We start from the raw sequence: 16,823 nt of genomic DNA on the forward strand, positions 1-16,823 counted from the left end.
TTCCCCCGATGAACCCACGACACAGAAAACAACTCCCCGGCACCACGCTGGACTACATCGACGCCCGCGCCGCGGTCGATGCGCTGCAGCGCGGCGCATGGGACACGCTGCCCTACACCGCGCGCGTGCACGCCGAGAACCTGGTGCGGCGCTGCGACCTGACGATCCTCGACGAGTGCCTGCTGCAGCTCATCGAGCGACGGCGCGATCGCGACTTTCCCTGGTTTCCGGTGCGCGTGGTGTGCCACGACATCCTGGGCCAGACTGCGTTGGTCGATCTTGCAGGTTTGCGCGATGCGATCGCGGCCGAGGGCGGCGATCCGTCGCAGGTGAACCCGGTGGTGCCGGTGCAGCTGATCGTGGACCACTCGCTGGCCGTGGAGTGCGGCGGATTCGATCCGCAAGCCTTCGAAAAAAACCGCCAGATCGAAGACCGCCGCAACGAAGACCGCTTCCATTTCATCGACTGGACGAAGCGCGCCTTCGCCAACATGGAGGTGATCCCGGCGGGGAACGGGATCATGCATCAGATCAACCTGGAGAAGATGTCGCCGGTGGTCTACGTGCAGGACGGCCTGGCCTTTCCCGACACCTGCGTGGGCACCGACAGCCACACGCCGCACGTCGATGCGTTGGGCGTGATCGCGGTGGGCGTCGGCGGCCTCGAAGCCGAGAACGTGATGCTGGGCCGCGCCTCGTGGATGCGCCTGCCCGACATCGTCGGCGTGGAGCTCACCGGTCGGCGCCAGCCCGGCATCACCGCCACCGACATCGTGCTGGCGCTCACCGAGTTCCTGCGCAAGGAGAAAGTGGTCGGCGCGTACCTGGAGTTCTTCGGCGAGGGCACGCGTGGCCTCACGATCGGCGACCGCGCGACCATCTCCAACATGTGCCCCGAGTACGGCGCCACGGCCGCGCTGTTCTACATCGACGACCAGACGTTGACTTACCTGCGGCTCACCGGCCGAGAAGACACGCAGGTCGCGCTGGTGGAAACGTATGCGAAGACCGCCGGCTTCTGGGGCGATGCACTGAAGACCGCGAGCTACGAACGCATGCTGAAGTTCGACCTATTGAGCGTCGTGCGCAACATGGCCGGCCCTTCCAACCCGCATCGCCGCCTGCCGACTTCGCAACTCGCCGAGCGCGACATCGCCGTCGGCCTGGCCGAGGCCCGGCAGCAGGAGGCTGCGGGCCTGATGCCCGATGGCGCCGTCGTCATCGCGGCCATCACCTCGTGCACCAACACCTCGAACCCGCGCAATGTGATCGCCGCGGGCCTGCTGGCGCGCAACGCGAACCGCTTGGGCCTCAAGCGCAAGCCGTGGGTCAAGTCGTCACTGGCACCGGGCTCGAAAACGGTGGAGCTCTACCTGCGTGACGCCAGCCTGCTGACCGACCTGGAGCAACTGGGCTTCGGCATCGTCGCCTTCGCCTGCACCACCTGCAACGGCATGTCGGGAGCGCTGGACCCGAAGATCCAGCAGGAGATCATCGAGCGCGACCTGTACGCCACCGCGGTGCTCTCGGGCAACCGCAACTTCGACGGGCGGATCCACCCGTACGCGAAGCAAGCCTTCCTCGCTTCGCCGCCGCTGGTGGTGGCCTACGCGATCGCGGGCACGATGCGTTTCGACATCGAGCGCGACGTGCTGGGCGTGGTCGACGGCAAGGAGATTCGCCTGGCCGACCTGTGGCCGAGCGATGAGGAAATCGACGCGATCGTCGCGGCCTCTGTGCGGCCCGAGATGTTCCGCAAGGTGTACGAGCCCATGTTCGCGATCCATGCGGACAACGGCGAGAAGGTGAGCCCGCAGTACGACTGGCGGCCGCAATCGACCTACATCCGCCGCCCGCCGTACTGGGACAGCGAAGGCGTGGGAGCGCTCGCTGCCGTGCCGCGCACGCTGCGCGGCATGCGGCCATTGGCCCTCCTGCCGGACAACATCACGACCGATCACCTGTCGCCCTCCAACGCGATCCTGCTGGACAGCGCCGCCGGCGAGTACCTGGCGAAGATGGGCCTGCCGGAAGAAGACTTCAACTCGTACGCCACGCACCGCGGCGACCACCTGACGGCCATGCGCGCCACCTTCGCGAACCCGCAGCTCGTCAACGAGATGGCGGTGGAGGGCGGTGTGCAGAAGAAGGGATCGCTCGCGCGCATCGAGCCCGAAGGCAATGTCGTGCGCATGTGGGAGGCCATCGAGACCTACCTGGACCGGAGGCAACCGCTCATCATCGTGGCCGGCGCCGACTATGGCCAGGGGTCGTCCCGCGACTGGGCCGCCAAGGGCGTGCGGCTGGCCGGCGTGGAGACCGTCGTGGCCGAGGGCTTCGAGCGCATCCATCGCACCAACCTGCTGGGCATGGGCGTGATGCCGCTGGAGTTCAAGCCCGGCACCACGCGGCTCACGCTGGGCCTGGACGGCACCGAGACCTATGACGTGATCGGCGAGCCCAGGCCGCGCGCCGACCTCACGCTGGTCGTGCACCGCACGAGCGGTGAGGTCCTGCAGGTGCCGGTCACCTGCCGGCTCGACACGGCCGAGGAAGTGTCCATCTACGAGGCGGGCGGCGTGCTGCAGCGTTTTGCGCAAGACTTCCTGGCCGAGAACAAACTCGCCGCCTGAGACAACCCTCATCCCCAACGCTATGGCATCCGTTCCCCAGATCAAGATTCCCGCCGTCTACATGCGCGGCGGCACCAGCAAGGGCGTGTTCTTTCGCCTGCAGGACCTGCCAGAGCCGGCACAGCAACCCGGCCCGGCGCGCGATGCGCTCCTCCTGCGCGTGATCGGCAGCCCCGACCCCTACGCCAAGCAGATCGACGGCATGGGCGCGGCCACCTCGTCCACCTCCAAGACTGTGATCCTTTCGCGCTCCGCGCGGCCGGACCACGACGTCGACTATCTCTTCGGCCAGGTCTCCATCGACAGCGCTTTTGTCGACTGGTCGGGCAACTGCGGCAACCTGTCGGCGGCGGTCGGGCCGTTCGCGATTGCGCAGGGGCTGATCGAGCGGGCGCGTGTGCCGCAGAACGGCATCTGCACCGTGCGCATCTGGCAGGCCAACATCGGCAAGACCATCGTGGCCCATGTGCCGATCACCGAGGGCGAGGTGCAGGAGACCGGCGACTTCGAACTCGATGGCGTCACGTTCCCTGCGGCCGAGGTGCCGCTCGAATTCATCGATCCGGCCGACGAGGGCGACGGTGAAGGCGGCGGCGCGATGTTCCCGACCGGCAAGGTCGTCGACGACCTCGAGGTGCCCGGCGTGGGCACGCTCAAGGTCACGCTGATCAACGCGGGCATTCCCACCATCTTCGTCAACGCCGCCAACATCGGCTACACGGGCACCGAGCTGCAGGATGCGATCAACGGCGACGCGAAGGCGCTGGCCATGTTCGAGACCATTCGCGCACACGGCGCCGTGAAGATGGGGCTGATCAAGAACATCGCCGAAGCGGCCAAGCGCCAGCACACGCCCAAGGTCGCCTTCGTCGCACCGCCGAGGGACCACACGGCCTCCAGCGGCAAGTTGGTGAAGGCAGGGGATGTCGACCTGCTGGTGCGTGCGCTGTCGATGGGCAAGCTGCACCACGCCATGATGGGCACGGCGGCCGTCGCCATCGGCACGGCCGCCGCGATTCCCGGCACGCTGGTGAACCTCGCGGCCGGTGGCGGCGAACGCCAGGCCGTGCGCTTCGGCCATCCGTCGGGCACGCTGCGCGTCGGTGCCGAGGCCCGCAAGGCCGACGATGGCGAATGGGTGGTGACCAAGGCCCTGATGAGCCGAAGCGCCCGTGTGTTGATGGAAGGCTGGGTGCGCGTACCCGGCGACAGTTTCTGATGATGATCGGCAGTTCTCTGATGTCCACCCGCAAGCAACTCAAGTCCCTCGCCGAAGCCCGACGCGGCCTGATCGTTCCCGGCGCCTTCAATGCGCTCTCGGCCAAGGTCGTCGAAGACCTGGGCTTCAAGGCGATCTACATCACCGGCGCCGGCGTCACCAACATGTGGTTCGGCATGCCCGACCAGGGCTTCATGGGCCTGGCGGAAATCGCCGACCACACGGCGCGCATCCGCGACGCGGTGTCGGTGCCGCTGATCGTCGATGCGGACACGGGTTTCGGCAATGCGCTGAATGTGCGCCACACGGTCCGCACGCTCGAGCGCGCGGGCGCCGACTGCATCCAGTTCGAAGACCAGGTGGCGCCCAAGCGCTGCGGCCATTTCTCGGGCAAGGAAGTGATCGCGACGGAAGAAGCGGTCAGCAAGATCAAGGCGGCCGTCGATGCGCGTCAGGATCAGGATCTCTTGATCATGGCCCGCACCGACGCGGCCGCCGTGCATGGCTTCGAGGCTGCCGTCGAGCGGGCGCAGAAGTTTGCGGAGGCGGGGGCGGACATCCTGTTCGTCGAAGCGGTCACCAGTGCGGATGAGATTCGTGCGCTGCCGCAGCGACTGGCCAAGCCGCAGCTGATGAACATGGTGATTGGCGGCAAGACGCCGATCTTCAACGCCGAGGACCTGGGCGAGCTCGGCTACGGCATCGTGCTCTACGCCAATGCGGCGCTGCAGGGGGCCGTTGCCGGCATGCAGAAGGCGCTGACCGTGCTGCGCGATGAGAAGCAGGTGCTGGAATCCAGCGGGCTGGTCACGACCTTTGCCGAGCGCCAGCGGCTGGTCGGCAAGCCGGAGTGGGATGCGTTGGAGCAGCGCTATACGTGATGAGGCCGCGGGAAACTGCACTCACGAGGCAGGCGTGAAAAGCACCGTCCCCTGCGCAAGCACACTGGTCCGGTCATCCGCGCTCTTGATCGCACCCTGCAGTTCGAGGACGCAGCCGCCTTTCGAATGCGCGGCCATCGACGTCACGCGCCACTCGATGAGCACTGTCTCGCTCGCCCGCACGGGACGCAGCAAGTCGACGGAGAAGTTCATCCCGAGCACCTTTCCCTTTTTGCCGAAGTGGCTGCCGGTCAGCCCCATCAACAGCGAGGTGGTGTGGGTCGCGCTGGCGATCAATCCGCCGAAGCGCGTGCCCTGTGCAAACGCCGCATCGTGGTGCAGGGGGTTCTCGTCTCCCGCGGCCAGCGCAAAGGCCCGCACCTGCGCTTCGTCGAAAGTGTGGTGTCGCGAGAAGCGGTAGCCCGGTCCGACCGGCGCCAGGGCCGCGGCGGCTTCGAACTCAGCCATGGCTCGCGAGCCGCGTGATGGCATCCTGGCTTCCGGCCTGCTGGCGCAAGCGGAACTTCTGGATCTTTCCCGTGGCCGTCTTCGGCAACGGGGTGAAGATCACCCGGCGCGGACACTTGAAGTGCGCCAGCCGCTCCCGGCAGAACGAAATGATCTCCTGCTCGGTGGGCGCGGCGACACCGGTCTTGAGTTCGATGAACACGCAGGGCACCTCGCCCCATTTCTCGTCGGGCTGAGCCACCACAGCCGCATGCAGCACCGCCGGGTGTCCATGGACGATGTCCTCGATCTCGACCGACGAGATGTTCTCGCCGCCCGAGATGATCACGTCCTTCGAACGGTCGGTGATCTGCGCATACCCGTTGGCATGCAAAACCGCGACGTCGCCGGTGCGGAACCAGCCGTCGGCGAGCGCCTTGCGCGTTGCCGCCTCGTTCTTGAAGTAACCCATCATCACGGTGTTGCCGCGCAGCATGAGCTCGCCCGCCGATCTGCCGTCAGGCACGACGGCCTCGAGGGTGTCGGCATCGCCGACCATCAGGCCCTCGAACATGGCGGCGCGCACGCCCTGGCGCACCCGCAGCGCGCCCTGCTCGGCGGGCGCAAGATCGTCCCAGCCGTCCTGCCACACGCAGCTCACCGGCGTCCCCGAAACCTCCGTGATGCCGAAGACGTGCTCCACGTCGAAGCCCATCGCCAGCACCGCATTCAGCACGGCGAGAGGCGGCGGCGAGCCGGCGGTCAGCACGCGCACGGGGCGCGGCAGCCGGGTGTCTTTGGCCGCGTCCGCGAGCATCGCCATCACGACGGGTGCTGCGCAGAGGTGATCGATCCGGTGCCGGTCGATGGCCTCCAGCACCGCTTCGGCGGACACCCGGCGCAGGCAGACATGGGTGCCCGCGGCCGCGGTCACGGCCCAGGTGAAGCACCATCCGTTCGCGTGGAACATGGGCAGGGTCCACAGATACTTCGGCGCCCGGGGCATCGCCCAGTTCGTCATCTGCAGCAGGCTCATGAGGTAGGTGCCGCGGTGGCTGGCGACCACGCCCTTCGGGTCTCCGGTGGTGCCGGAGGTGTAGTTCAGGGCGATGGGTTGCCACTCGTCGCTGGGCCACCGGCCGGAGAAGTCAGCGTCCCCGCTCGCCAGCAAGGATTCGTAGTCGGTCTCGCCGATGGGTTCGCCCGGTGGTGCGAGGTGGTCGTTGATGTCGATGACCGCAGGCGCGCGGTCGAGGAGCTTCAGGGCCGCGGCCACCGTGGCGGCGAACTCGCGGTCTACCAGCAGCAACTTGCACTCGCCGTGGCGCAGGATGAACGCGATGCCTTCGGCATCCAGCCGATGGTTGATCGCGTTGAGCACCGCGCCGGCCAGCGGAATGCCGAAGTGGGCCTCCAGCATGGCCGGTGTGTTGGGCGCGAGCACCGACACGGTGTCGCCCGCCTCGATGCCTCGCATCGCCAGCGCCGACGCCAGCCGATGGCAGCGCTCCCGCGTCTCGGCCCAGGTTCGCGTCAGCTCGCCGTGCACCACCGCCACGCGGTTCGGATGTGCCAGGGCGGCGCGGTCGAGAAAGCCCAGCGGCGTGAGCGGCACATGATTCGCCGCGCAGCGTTCGAGGCCCTGTGCATAGGATGGCGCGCTCATGCGGTGGTCTCCTTGGGGGTGTCGTGAAATGTGGTGAAGGCGGACACGGGCTCGCGCTCGGTGACGAGCGAGTTCTCGACCGACGACGGGTCGGCGTAGCCCAGGCTCATGCCGCAGACCAGCATCTGGCCGGCGGGAATGCCCAGCAGGCCCGCGATCTGGCGATGGAATTTCAGGAAGGCGGCTTGCGGGCAGGTGTGGAGGTTCCGGCCGCGCGCGGCCACCATCACGCTCTGCAGGAACATGCCGTAGTCCAGCAGGCTGCCTTCCTGGAGTTCGCGGTCCACCGTGAAGAACAGGCCCACGGGCGCATCGAAGAAGCGGTAGTTGCGCCCGTGCTGCAGGTGCATGCGCTGCTTGTCGCCCTTGGCGATGCCGAGCAATCCGTAGAGGTCCCAGCCGACCTTGCGACGCCGCTCCAGGTACGGCGAAAACCATTCGCGCGGGTAGTAGTCGTAGGGCTCGAGCAGCTCGCCCGACCGGCCGGGATCATCGTCGAGCACGGCAATCGCAGCCGACAGACGGGCCTTTGCAGGCCCCGTCAGCACATGCACATGCCAGGGCTGCATGTTCATGCCGGAGGCGCTGTAGCGCGCGGTCGAGAGGATCGCCTCGATCTCGTCCCTAGGCACCGGCTGGGGCAGGAACGCCCTGACGCTGCGTCGGGTGGCAATGGCCCAGTCGACCGCTCCCCGCAACGCCTCTGCATCCAGCGGCGACGCCATCGTTCGGTTCATTCCGGTTTCCTTGCTATGTCGACGCCGGGCGAATCGCCCCGTCGCGGTCACGGCCGAGGTGCTGCATGTTGTCTCCTGTCGTTCTGGCGTTTTGGCTATCGCGAGATGCGATTTCGAAAGGAGGTTAGTTCTGCAGGCGCTCCGCTTCCATGCCCGCGCGTCTCGATCTGGATGGGGCATTCGGACATGCCGGCGCCCCTGGCAAACGCCGAAAGGTTCGGCTTATTCCCGCGTGGGCGCAGACGAGCGATAGGCGCCGGGGCTCACGCCTGTCCATTTCTTGAAGGCGCGATGGAAGGCACTGGTTTCCTGGAATCCGGTGCGGGCGGCGACTTCGGCCACGGTCAGCGATGCGCTCGACAGGAGGTCGATGGCGATGTCCCGCCGCAAGTCGTCCTTCACCCGCTGGTAGCTCACGCCTTCCTGCTGCAGGCGGCGTTGAAGCGTAGTGCCGGAGATGCAGAGTTCCTGTGCGAGCTTTTCCAGTTCCGGCCATGCATCGGGCACCTGGCTGCGCAACCTGTTGCGCACCTGCGCACTGGTGCTCGCGTCGTTGCGGTACTTGACCAGCAGGTTGGCCGGCGCCGCCTTCAGGAAGTTGTCGACCGTTGCCGGCGACTCCGCGATCTTCAGGTCCAGCAGATCGCTTGCGAAGCTGATGTGCGTGGTCTCGCCGTTGAACTTCAGGTTCTCGCAGAAGCGCGTGCGGTAGTGGCTGTCATCGCCGGGAGGCGGGCACCGGAACTGCATCTCGCGCAGGGGAATGCGCCTGTGCACGAGCCAGCATGCCAATCCGTGGACCAGGATGAACCAGGTGCCATAGCCGAACAGCCGGCGCAGCACGCCGCCGTCATGCAGGACGACGCGCGCCTCGTCGCCGTCGCAGACGAGCTCGCCGCGAAAGTCGTCCAGGGTCGAATGAAGGAACCTCAGGATCCGGCGCAGCGCATGCGCCAGGTTGTCGGCGTTGACCGCCGCGCGCGTCATGAGCGCGTAGCTGCCCCGCCGGAGCCCGTGGCTGTCCAGGCCGAAGAACTCGTCGTTCATCAGGTCGGCCATCGCCACCCACATGCGCGAGTACGCAGCCGCCGAGATGCGCGCACGCGGCGCGTTCAACAGCTCGCGATCGATCTTTGCGCTTTCGAGGACGCTGCTGATGTCCATGTTCCGGAGCACCGCGGCGTAGATCGCCTCGTGCACCAGTTCGATGGACACGGTGCCTTTCAAGCCTGCGGACTTCATACGCGCTCGCTTAAGAATCAATGATGGGGGCGAGCGCTTTATAAGCGCATTTCAGCCGCGACCCGCGGGAACTCTCGGCCGGACGTCGCCGCATGTTTCGAAGGGTAGTCCGCACTGCTATGCGGACACGGTACTTTCCTACGCACGGGGCCGGCCGCCGGCTCCACGTTCGACTTTCCCGATTCATTGATACATCCAGCGGAGCCCACGATGCCCATCAGCAAACGCTCAGAGCCCGATGCCGACCACCGCGGCGTCGGTGAAGGAAGAGTTTGTGGAAGCGCTCGGCGCCGCCCCCTGACAGAGGAGGCTTCATGACGAAACTTGTGTCACGCCTTTTTCCGAGCGCGACGAACATGATCCGGCTCGATCACACGCACGTGCTCTCCACCTTCCACCAGTACAAGGCCAGCGCGCCCGTGCGCGTGAAGAAAGGGCTGGTGAACACCATGTGCACCGCCCTGGAAGTGCACGCGCAGCTCGAGGAGGAAATCTTCTATCCGGCAGTGCGCGCAGTCACGCAGAACGAACTCATCGCCAAATCACTCGACGAGCACCAGGAAATGCGGCGACTGATCGGCCTGCTGCGACAGATGGAGCCGGAGGCTCGCGACTACGACGACACCGTGGCCGAGCTGATGCGCGATGTGATGCACCATGTCGCGGACGAGGAAACGCTGGTGATTCCCGAGGCCGAGCGCCTCCTGGCCGACGAACTGGGCGAACTTGGCATGCGGATGACCAAACGCCGCCTGCAACTCGTCGGGCCGCGCAGCGGTGAGATCGCGCTCGACATGGGGCGGGCTGCCTCGGGCAATACCGCGGCGATCGCCATGGTGGGGCTCGCTGCGGTCGGGCTGTTGGTTGCGCGGCGTACCGGTTATCTCGGTTCGGCGCGCAGGCTTGGCAGGAGCCTTTGAGTGCGGTGTGAAGAAAGCGGCGGTGTGGCTCGCGTCGAACGCCGCTGCTTTCCGGTGTTTGCCGGCACTGGCTGCAAATCCGTCTGGGTTTGCGAAACCTGAAACGGGCGGCCGATATTTCGAGAGGCAAAGAAAAACCCGCCACCCTGTGAGAAGTGCGAGTTCCGCGGCAGCGTGAAACTGCATGAAATAAGGGATTGGCCTGCCCGGAGGGGATCGAACCCCCGACAACCTGCTTAGAAGGCAGGTGCTCTATCCAACTGAGCTACGGGCAGATTCCGGGCCGGACAGAAGCAAAAACGAAAACACTTAAAAGAAAACTTGGTCGGGGCGAAAGGATTCGAACCTTCGACCCTCTGGTCCCAAACCAGATGCGCTACCAGGCTGCGCTACACCCCGACAAGCCTTCGATTCTAGCCCGGATATCGACCGGTTCCGGATTTTCTCAACGTTTCTCGTATTGAGTCTTGCCGAAAAGAACCTGGCGCTCCTTGTCGCCGGTGAGCGGCTGGCGCAGATCGGCCAGCACTTTCACGCCGCGCTGCACGGCCGGACGCGCGGCGATGCCGTCGAACCAGGCCTTCAGGTGCGGGAAGTCGGTGAGGGTGATGCCCTGGTTTTCCCAGCTGCGCAGCCACGGGAAGATGGCGATGTCGGCAATCGAATAGCTCTTGCCGGCGATGAACTTGTTCTTCGACAACTGCTTGTCGATCACGCCGTAGATGCGCTTGGCTTCATTCGTGTAGCGGTCGATCGCATAGGCAATTTTTTCGGGCGCGTACAAGCGAAAGTGATGCGCCTGGCCGAGCATCGGGCCGACGCCGCCCATCTGGAACATGAGCCACTGCAGCACGTCATAACGTTCGCGGTCGCCGGTGGGCAGGAACTTGCCGGTCTTGCCCGCGAGGTAAACGAGGATCGCGCCCGATTCGAACAGCGAAATCGGCTTGCCGTCCGGACCGTCGGGGTCGGTGATGGCGGGGATCTTGTTGTTGGGGCTGATCTGCAGGAACTCGGGCGCGAACTGGTCGCCCTTGCCGATGTTCACCGGGTGTGCGCGGTAGGGCAGGCCGCACTCCTCCAACATGACGTGAACCTTGTGGCCGTTGGGCGTGGGCCAGGAATAGACCTCGATGGGCGATGCGGGCATGTCTCGGGCTCCGGAAGGGGATGGGTATGAGGGGAGGGCCGCAGCATATACGTGCGATTCCAAACCCGTGCCAGCGCGGGAATTCGCCTTGCGGCAGTGCGCTTCAGCCCACCTGCAGCTGGTGCGAGTTGCACCACATCCAGTCTTCGCCGGGCTCGAGCGACTGGATGACCGGATGCCCTTCGGCCTGCGAATGCCGCGTGGCATGCCGGTTCTTCGACGAGTCGCAGCAGCCCACGTGGCCGCAATGCACGCACAGGCGCAGGTGCACCCAGGTGTCGCCGGTCTTCAGGCAGTCTTCGCAGCCGCGCGCGGTGTGGGGTGGCGCGATGGTGGCGGGCACGTGGTCGCAGGCTTTGATGGGCACCGAAGAACTCCTATGGATGTTTGATTGAAAAAGCAGGTCAGGCCACGGCCGTCGTCTGCGACAGGTGCTGATGAATCAGCGCCACCGCCGCCGCACCTTCGCCGATCGCGCCACCCACGCGCTTGACCGAGCCCGAGCGCACATCGCCGACGGCGAAGACGCCAGGCACGCTGGATTCGAGCGCCGTGGCCGGCCGCGCGGGAAAGCCGCTGCTCGCCGCCGCACCGGTCAGCACGAAGCCGTGCTTGTCGACCGCGACCGCGCAGCCCTCGAGCCACGAGGTCTCGGGTTCGGCGCCGACGAACAGGAAGATGTTGCGTGCCGGGCAGTCGTGCTCGTTGCCGCTCGTGTGGCAGCGCCACGTCGCGCCGGTGAGGCCTTCGTCGGAGCTGCCGTGCAAGCGCACGAGTTCGGTGTGGGGCTGCAGCTCGATGTTGGGCGTGGCCTCGATGCGGTCGATGAGGTAGCGCGACATGCTGGCAGCGAGCGACGGTCCGCGCACCAGCACGTTCACCTTGGCCGCGTGGCGCGCGAGGAACACCGCCGCCTGGCCCGCCGAGTTGCCGCCGCCGACCAGCGCCACTTCCTGCTGCGAGCAGATCTTCGCTTCGATGGCCGAGGCCCAGTACCAGATGCCGCGGCCTTCGAATTCGGCAAGGCGCGGCACGTCGGGGCGCCGGTAGCGCGCGCCGCTCGCGATGACCACGGTGCGCGCGTGGATCGTGCGGCCGTCGGCCAGCGCGATGCCGAGGCTTTCGCGCTCGTTCTCGCGCGAGCAGTCCAACGAGGTGACCTTCGCCGGAATCAGCATCTCGACACCGAACTTCTGCGCCTGCACGAAGGCTCGCCCCGCGAGCGCCTGCCCCGAGATGCCGGTCGGAAAGCCCAGGTAGTTCTCGATGCGCGCGCTGGCGCCGGCCTGGCCGCCGAAGGCGCGGCAGTCGAGCACGATCACGCGCAGGCCTTCGGAGGCGGCATACACCGCGGTGGCGAGGCCGGCCGGCCCCGCACCGACCACGGCCACGTCGAACAGCTCGTTGTGCTCGACGGTGTCGACCATGCCGAGGCAGCGCGCCAGCGCGTCCTCGGCCGGGTTCACCAGCACCGAGCCGTCGGGGCACACGGCCAGCAACTGGCAGGTGCCATATTGCTCGAGCAGTGCGGCGGCATCGGGGTCTTCGGCGGCGTCGACCAGGTGATAGGGATAGCCGTTGCGTCGCAGGAAGTTTTCGAGGCGCGCCATGTCGGCCGACTGCGGCTTGCCGATCAACACCGGCCCGCTCGCGCCGGATTCGATCAGCGCCACGCGCCGCAAGATCAGCGCGCGGGTGATGCGCTCGCCCAGATCGGCTTCGGCGACCAGCAATGCGCGCAGTTGCTGTGGCGACACGAGCAGCGCCTCGACGTCTTCGTCGGCATGCCCGTCGACCAGGGCGGGGCGGCCGCTCAACTGGCCGACTTCGGCCAGGAATTCGCCCGGACCCTGCCGCACGATCGGCACCACGCGCCCGAGCCCGTCGCGCTGTGTGACGGCGACCACGCCCTTGAGCAGCACGAACATGCCGGGGCCGGTTTCCCCAGCGGTAAAAAGTCGCTCGCCGCGCGCGAATTGCTGCACGCTGCCGAAGCGTGCGATGCGCGCAATCTCGGTGTCACTGAGGACGGGAAAGGTCTGGTGAAAGCGGCTGCTGTCGGTGCCGTTTGCTGTGGTGGCCATGTGTCCAAGCTCCATGTCGCGGGTTCACCGAATTAAACGACGAAGTGCGCTGGACCGGCTGTAACACCGTCATACGCGTGCAATCTTCCTGACACGCCGCCTTCATCGCATGTGCGGAGACTCCCTCGGCAGAAAGGGTTCCCCATGAAAGAACTGCCCAACCCGACGTTTCCGCTTTCGCAGCTCGGGCTGCGCGCGGCCTTGTGGCCTGCGCCCACGGCCGTCGCTGTCGCCGCCGGTGCTTCCACCGCGGCCCGTGTGTCGGTGCCGCAGGCACCCGCCGTCATTCTTCCCCCGCCCGTCGAAGCCAAGCAGGGCATTACGGTCGGCTGGGCCCGCCATCTGGACGACGTGCGCGCCGCGCAGCGCCTGCGCTACGACGTGTTCGTCGGCGAAATGGGCGCGCGCGTCTCCTCGCCGCTGGCCGGTCACGACATCGACCTGTTCGACGATTTCTGCGAGCACCTCCTGGTGCGCGACGAGCTCACGAACCAGGTCATCGGCACCTACCGGGTGTTGACGCCGGCGCAGGCGCGCCGCGTCGGCAGCACCTACAGCGACACCGAATTCGACCTGACCCGCCTGCGCGACCTGCGCGAGCGCATGGTCGAGCTGGGCCGCAGCTGCGTGCATCCCGAACATCGCCAAGGCGGGGTGATCCTCGCGCTGTGGGGCGCACTGGCCGGCTTCATGCACCGCAACAAGCTGGACACCATGATCGGCTGCGCGAGCATCCCGATGTCACACAACGGTGTGACGAATGGTGACGCGGCGGCCAGCATCTGGCGGCAGGTTTCGGCCAGCCACATGGCGCCGATCCAGTACCAGGTGCAGCCACGGCTTCCGCTGCCGGTCGAGCGGCTGGACAGCACGCTCGACGTGGAGCCGCCGGCACTCATCAAGGGTTACCTGCGCCTGGGTGCCAAGGTGCTGGGCGCACCGGCCTGGGATCCGGACTTCAACGCCGCCGACCTGCCGATGCTGATGCGCATCGACGACCTGCCGGCGCGCTACCGCAAGCACTTTCTCGGCGCATGAAACCGGCGGCCGTCCGTCCTGACGACGGGCCGCCCGCCCACCCGCCGGGCATGATGGAGCCGCACAGGACAGGGGACGCCGCGTCACGCGAGCGTCATTCAACTGTCACAAATGACATCGACACTGTCATATTTCCGCCTACGTTTGCTCCCGTGCCGCTTGCTCCAGAATCAGTGTCCATGTCACCAGCCCCCGCAGACCGGTCGCTCGCCGTTGCGGCGCCCACTTTCTCCCTGCTCGACCGGGACCACAGCATCCTGTCGTTCAACGAGCGCGTGCTCGACTGGGCGCACCGGCCAGAGGTCCCGCTGATCGAGCGATTGCGCTACCTGTGCATCGTGTCTTCGAACCTCGACGAGTTCTTCGAGGTCCGCGCCGCGCCACACCTGATCGCCGGCAACGCCGGCGACCACAAGGGCACCTACACCGTCGATTCGTTCGAACAGCTGGCTGAGGCGGCACACAAGCTGGTGGCACGCCAGTACGCGCTGTACAACGACGAACTGATGCCGACCTTCGCGACGCACGGCATCCACATCATTTCGCACGGCGAGCGCAATCCGGCGCAGCGCAAATGGGTGAGCGAGTATTTCGAGCGCGAAGTGCGTCCGCTGCTGATTCCCGTCGGGCTGGACCCGGCGCATCCGTTCCCGCAGGTGGCCAACAAGTCGCTCAACTTCATCGTGCGGCTGGGCGGCAAGGACGCTTTCGGGCGCGAGAACCCGATCCAGATCGTCAAGCTGCCGCGCGTGCTGCCGCGACTGATCAAGATGCCGGCCAAGGTGTCGGACGGCAAGACGCTGTTCGTGGCGCTGTCGAGCGTGGTGCGGGCCCATCTGTCGAGCATGTTCCCGGGCCGCGAGGTGGGCGACTTCTCGCAGTTCCGCGTCACGCGGCACTCCGATCTCGCGGTGGACGAGGAAGACGTGAAGAACCTGCGCACCGCGCTGCGCCAAGGTTTGCAGCACCGTCACTATGGCCAGGCCGTGCGCCTGGAGGTGTCTGCCAGCTGCGCCGAATCGCTCGCGAGCTTCCTCTTGGCGCAGTTCAACCTGCCGCCCGAATCGCTGTACCGGGTGCACGGACCGGTGAACCTGGCCCGGCTCACGCAGCTCATCGACCTGATCGACGAGCCGCAGCTGCGCTTTCCGCCGTATTCGGCGTCGTATCCCGTCACGCTGTCGCCCGCCCAGTCGTTCTTCGAGCGACTGCAGCGCAGCGACGTGCTGATCCATCAGCCCTTCGAGAGCTTCGACGGCGTGCTCGCGTTCCTGCGCGAAGCGGTGCTCGATCCGCAGGTGCTGGCCATCAAGCAGACCATCTACCGCACCGGCGCCGACTCGGAGCTGATGGACCTGCTGCGCGAAGCCGTGCGCCGGGGCAAGGAAGTCACTGTGGTGGTGGAGCTCAAGGCGCGCTTCGACGAAGAAGCCAACATCAACTGGGCCGAGATGCTCGAGTCGATCGGCGCGCAGGTGGTGTACGGCGTGGTGGGCCTCAAGACCCACGCCAAGATGCTGCTGGTGACGCGCCGCGAGGGCAAGCAGCTGCGCCGTTACGGCCACCTTTCCACCGGCAACTACAACCCGCGCACCGCAAAGCTCTACACCGACATCAGCCATCTCACGGCCGATCCGCTGCTCACGGCCGACATGGAAGCGGTGTTCGTGCACCTGGCAAGCCAGAGCCGCCTTCCCAAGCTGAACCGCATGTGGCTTGCGCCCTTCGACCTGCACAAGAACCTGGTTGCGCAGATCGACGCGCTGGGCCTGGCCGCATCGAACGGCGAGCCCACGCGCATCGTCGCCAAGATGAATGCGCTGACCGACGAAGGGCTGATCACCGCGCTCATCCTCGCGGGGCAGAAGGGCGTGAAGATCGACCTCATCGTGCGCGGCGCCTGCACGCTGCCGGCACAGGTGCCGGGGCTCACCGACAACATCCGCGTGCGCTCGGTGATCGGGCGCTTCCTCGAGCATTCGCGGGTCTTCTATTTCCGCAACGGCGAGGACGAGTCGCTCTATCTCTCGAGCGCCGACTGGATGAACCGCAACATGATGCGGCGCATCGAGCTCGCCTGGCCCGTGACCGACCCAAGCCTGCGCCAGCGCCTCATCGACGAGTGCCTGGTGGCTTACCTGCACGACGGCCGCGACGCCTGGGACCTGGGCGGCGACGGCATCTACACGCGCGTCGACCGGGACACCAATGCGGGCGAGGAGGGCGCATCGCGCGCCGTCGAGGCCCACGGTGCCCAGACCGCGCTCATGAACCGGTATGCATCGCGAGGGCATCACGGCGATGCATCCAGCAACTGAAGACCGAAAGACGATGACCATGGACTTGATCTTCTGGCGCCACGCCGAAGCCGAGGACTGGACCGAGGGTTGCGACGACCTGCAGCGCTCGCTCACCGCACGCGGCGAAAAGCAGGCCAAGCGCATGGCCAGCTGGCTCGATCGGCAATTGCCCGATGGCACCCGCATCATCTGCAGCCCCGCGCGGCGCTGCGAGCAGACCGCCCTGGCGCTGGGCCGCAAGTACAAGCTGCGCAGCGAACTGGCGCCCGACACCACGGCCGAAGCCATGCTCGGCGCGGCCGGCTGGCCCAACGGCAAGTCGGTGGTGCTGATGATCGGCCACCAGCCCTCGGTGGGGCAGGCCATCTCGCTGCTGCTCGGTCTCAAGCAGGACAGCTGCCCGGTGCGCAAGGGCGCGCTGTGGTGGATCCGCTCCCGCGAGCGCGACGGCGACGTGCAGACCGTCGTGGTGACGGTGCAGTCGCCCGAACTCCTTTAAGCCGGGC

The 16,823-nt window shown here is 66.6% G+C and carries 14 protein-coding genes and 2 tRNA genes; 7 read left to right on the forward strand and 9 right to left on the reverse strand.

Annotated elements, in window-relative coordinates; translation table 11 throughout:
• The first annotated feature begins 8 nt into the window (after positions 1 to 8).
• Genes acnD through QFZ83_RS09495 form a run of 3 tightly spaced genes read left to right on the forward strand, consistent with a single transcriptional unit; the run spans position 9 to position 4,733 of the window.
• The gene (acnD, locus tag QFZ83_RS09485) at positions 9 to 2,633 is read left to right on the forward strand and encodes a Fe/S-dependent 2-methylisocitrate dehydratase AcnD (RefSeq protein ID WP_307505383.1); all 2,625 of its coding nucleotides are present in this window, start codon (positions 9 to 11) and stop codon (positions 2,631 to 2,633) included.
• 22 nt (positions 2,634 to 2,655) lie between these two features.
• Positions 2,656 to 3,852: a 2-methylaconitate cis-trans isomerase PrpF gene (prpF, locus tag QFZ83_RS09490; protein WP_307505386.1), complete on the forward strand. Its 1,197-nt coding sequence runs from the start codon at positions 2,656 to 2,658 to the stop codon at positions 3,850 to 3,852.
• 20 nt (positions 3,853 to 3,872) lie between these two features.
• Entirely contained in the window at positions 3,873 to 4,733 is an 861-nt protein-coding gene (locus QFZ83_RS09495; protein ID WP_307505388.1) for an oxaloacetate decarboxylase, read from the forward strand.
• A 21-nt stretch (positions 4,734 to 4,754) separates the two neighbouring features.
• On the opposite strand, the gene QFZ83_RS09500 is transcribed toward QFZ83_RS09495, so the two are convergent.
• From QFZ83_RS09500 to QFZ83_RS09515, 4 genes are all read right to left on the reverse strand, one after another.
• Complete coding sequence (locus QFZ83_RS09500) at positions 4,755 to 5,201, reverse strand: MaoC family dehydratase (protein WP_307505391.1); 447 nt, start codon at positions 5,199 to 5,201, stop codon at positions 4,755 to 4,757.
• Complete coding sequence (locus QFZ83_RS09505; protein ID WP_307505395.1) at positions 5,194 to 6,846, reverse strand: AMP-binding protein; 1,653 nt, start codon at positions 6,844 to 6,846, stop codon at positions 5,194 to 5,196. Before QFZ83_RS09505 ends, QFZ83_RS09500 begins: the two co-directional genes overlap by 8 nt.
• On the reverse strand, positions 6,843 to 7,583 hold the full coding sequence (locus QFZ83_RS09510; RefSeq protein WP_307505398.1) for a nitroreductase: 741 nt from the start codon (positions 7,581 to 7,583) through the stop codon (positions 6,843 to 6,845). Before QFZ83_RS09510 ends, QFZ83_RS09505 begins: the two co-directional genes overlap by 4 nt.
• 222 nt (positions 7,584 to 7,805) lie before the next feature.
• The gene (locus QFZ83_RS09515) at positions 7,806 to 8,825 is read right to left on the reverse strand and encodes an AraC family transcriptional regulator (RefSeq protein WP_307505401.1); all 1,020 of its coding nucleotides are present in this window, start codon (positions 8,823 to 8,825) and stop codon (positions 7,806 to 7,808) included.
• Positions 8,826 to 9,139: 314 nt separating this feature from the next.
• Here QFZ83_RS09515 and QFZ83_RS09520 point away from each other — a divergent pair, with 314 nt between their 5' ends.
• Entirely contained in the window at positions 9,140 to 9,745 is a 606-nt protein-coding gene (locus QFZ83_RS09520) for a hemerythrin domain-containing protein (RefSeq protein WP_307505404.1), read from the forward strand.
• A gap of 198 nt (positions 9,746 to 9,943) precedes the next feature.
• Here QFZ83_RS09520 and QFZ83_RS09525 read toward each other — a convergent pair.
• From QFZ83_RS09525 to QFZ83_RS09545, 5 genes are all read right to left on the reverse strand, one after another.
• A tRNA-Arg gene (locus QFZ83_RS09525) sits at positions 9,944 to 10,020 on the reverse strand.
• 47 nt (positions 10,021 to 10,067) lie between these two features.
• Positions 10,068 to 10,144: transfer RNA gene (locus tag QFZ83_RS09530), tRNA-Pro, on the reverse strand.
• 46 nt (positions 10,145 to 10,190) lie between these two features.
• Positions 10,191 to 10,895, reverse strand: coding sequence for a glutathione binding-like protein (locus QFZ83_RS09535; RefSeq protein WP_306878312.1), 705 nt, complete (start codon positions 10,893 to 10,895; stop codon positions 10,191 to 10,193).
• Positions 10,896 to 10,998: 103 nt separating this feature from the next.
• Positions 10,999 to 11,262, reverse strand: a complete 264-nt coding sequence (locus QFZ83_RS09540) for a UBP-type zinc finger domain-containing protein (RefSeq protein ID WP_307505407.1) — start codon at positions 11,260 to 11,262, stop codon at positions 10,999 to 11,001.
• 37 nt (positions 11,263 to 11,299) lie between these two features.
• On the reverse strand, positions 11,300 to 12,979 hold the full coding sequence (locus tag QFZ83_RS09545) for an FAD-dependent oxidoreductase (RefSeq protein ID WP_307505410.1): 1,680 nt from the start codon (positions 12,977 to 12,979) through the stop codon (positions 11,300 to 11,302).
• A 144-nt stretch (positions 12,980 to 13,123) separates the two neighbouring features.
• On the opposite strand from QFZ83_RS09545, the gene QFZ83_RS09550 reads away from it, so the two are divergent.
• The 3 genes from QFZ83_RS09550 (at position 13,124) to QFZ83_RS09560 (ending at position 16,816) form a co-directional block, all read left to right on the forward strand.
• Positions 13,124 to 14,017, forward strand: a complete 894-nt coding sequence (locus QFZ83_RS09550; protein ID WP_307505413.1) for a GNAT family N-acetyltransferase — start codon at positions 13,124 to 13,126, stop codon at positions 14,015 to 14,017.
• Positions 14,018 to 14,196: 179 nt separating this feature from the next.
• On the forward strand, positions 14,197 to 16,335 hold the full coding sequence (gene ppk1 / locus QFZ83_RS09555) for a polyphosphate kinase 1 (protein WP_307505416.1): 2,139 nt from the start codon (positions 14,197 to 14,199) through the stop codon (positions 16,333 to 16,335).
• Between the two features lie 19 nt (positions 16,336 to 16,354).
• Positions 16,355 to 16,816 (forward strand): histidine phosphatase family protein, encoded by a 462-nt coding sequence (locus QFZ83_RS09560; RefSeq protein ID WP_306879022.1) that lies wholly within the window; start codon positions 16,355 to 16,357, stop codon positions 16,814 to 16,816.
• Positions 16,817 to 16,823: the final 7 nt, after the last annotated feature.

This window comes from Variovorax sp. W1I1, assembly GCF_030815625.1.
Classification (GTDB): Bacteria; Pseudomonadota; Gammaproteobacteria; order Burkholderiales; family Burkholderiaceae_C; genus Variovorax; species Variovorax paradoxus_C.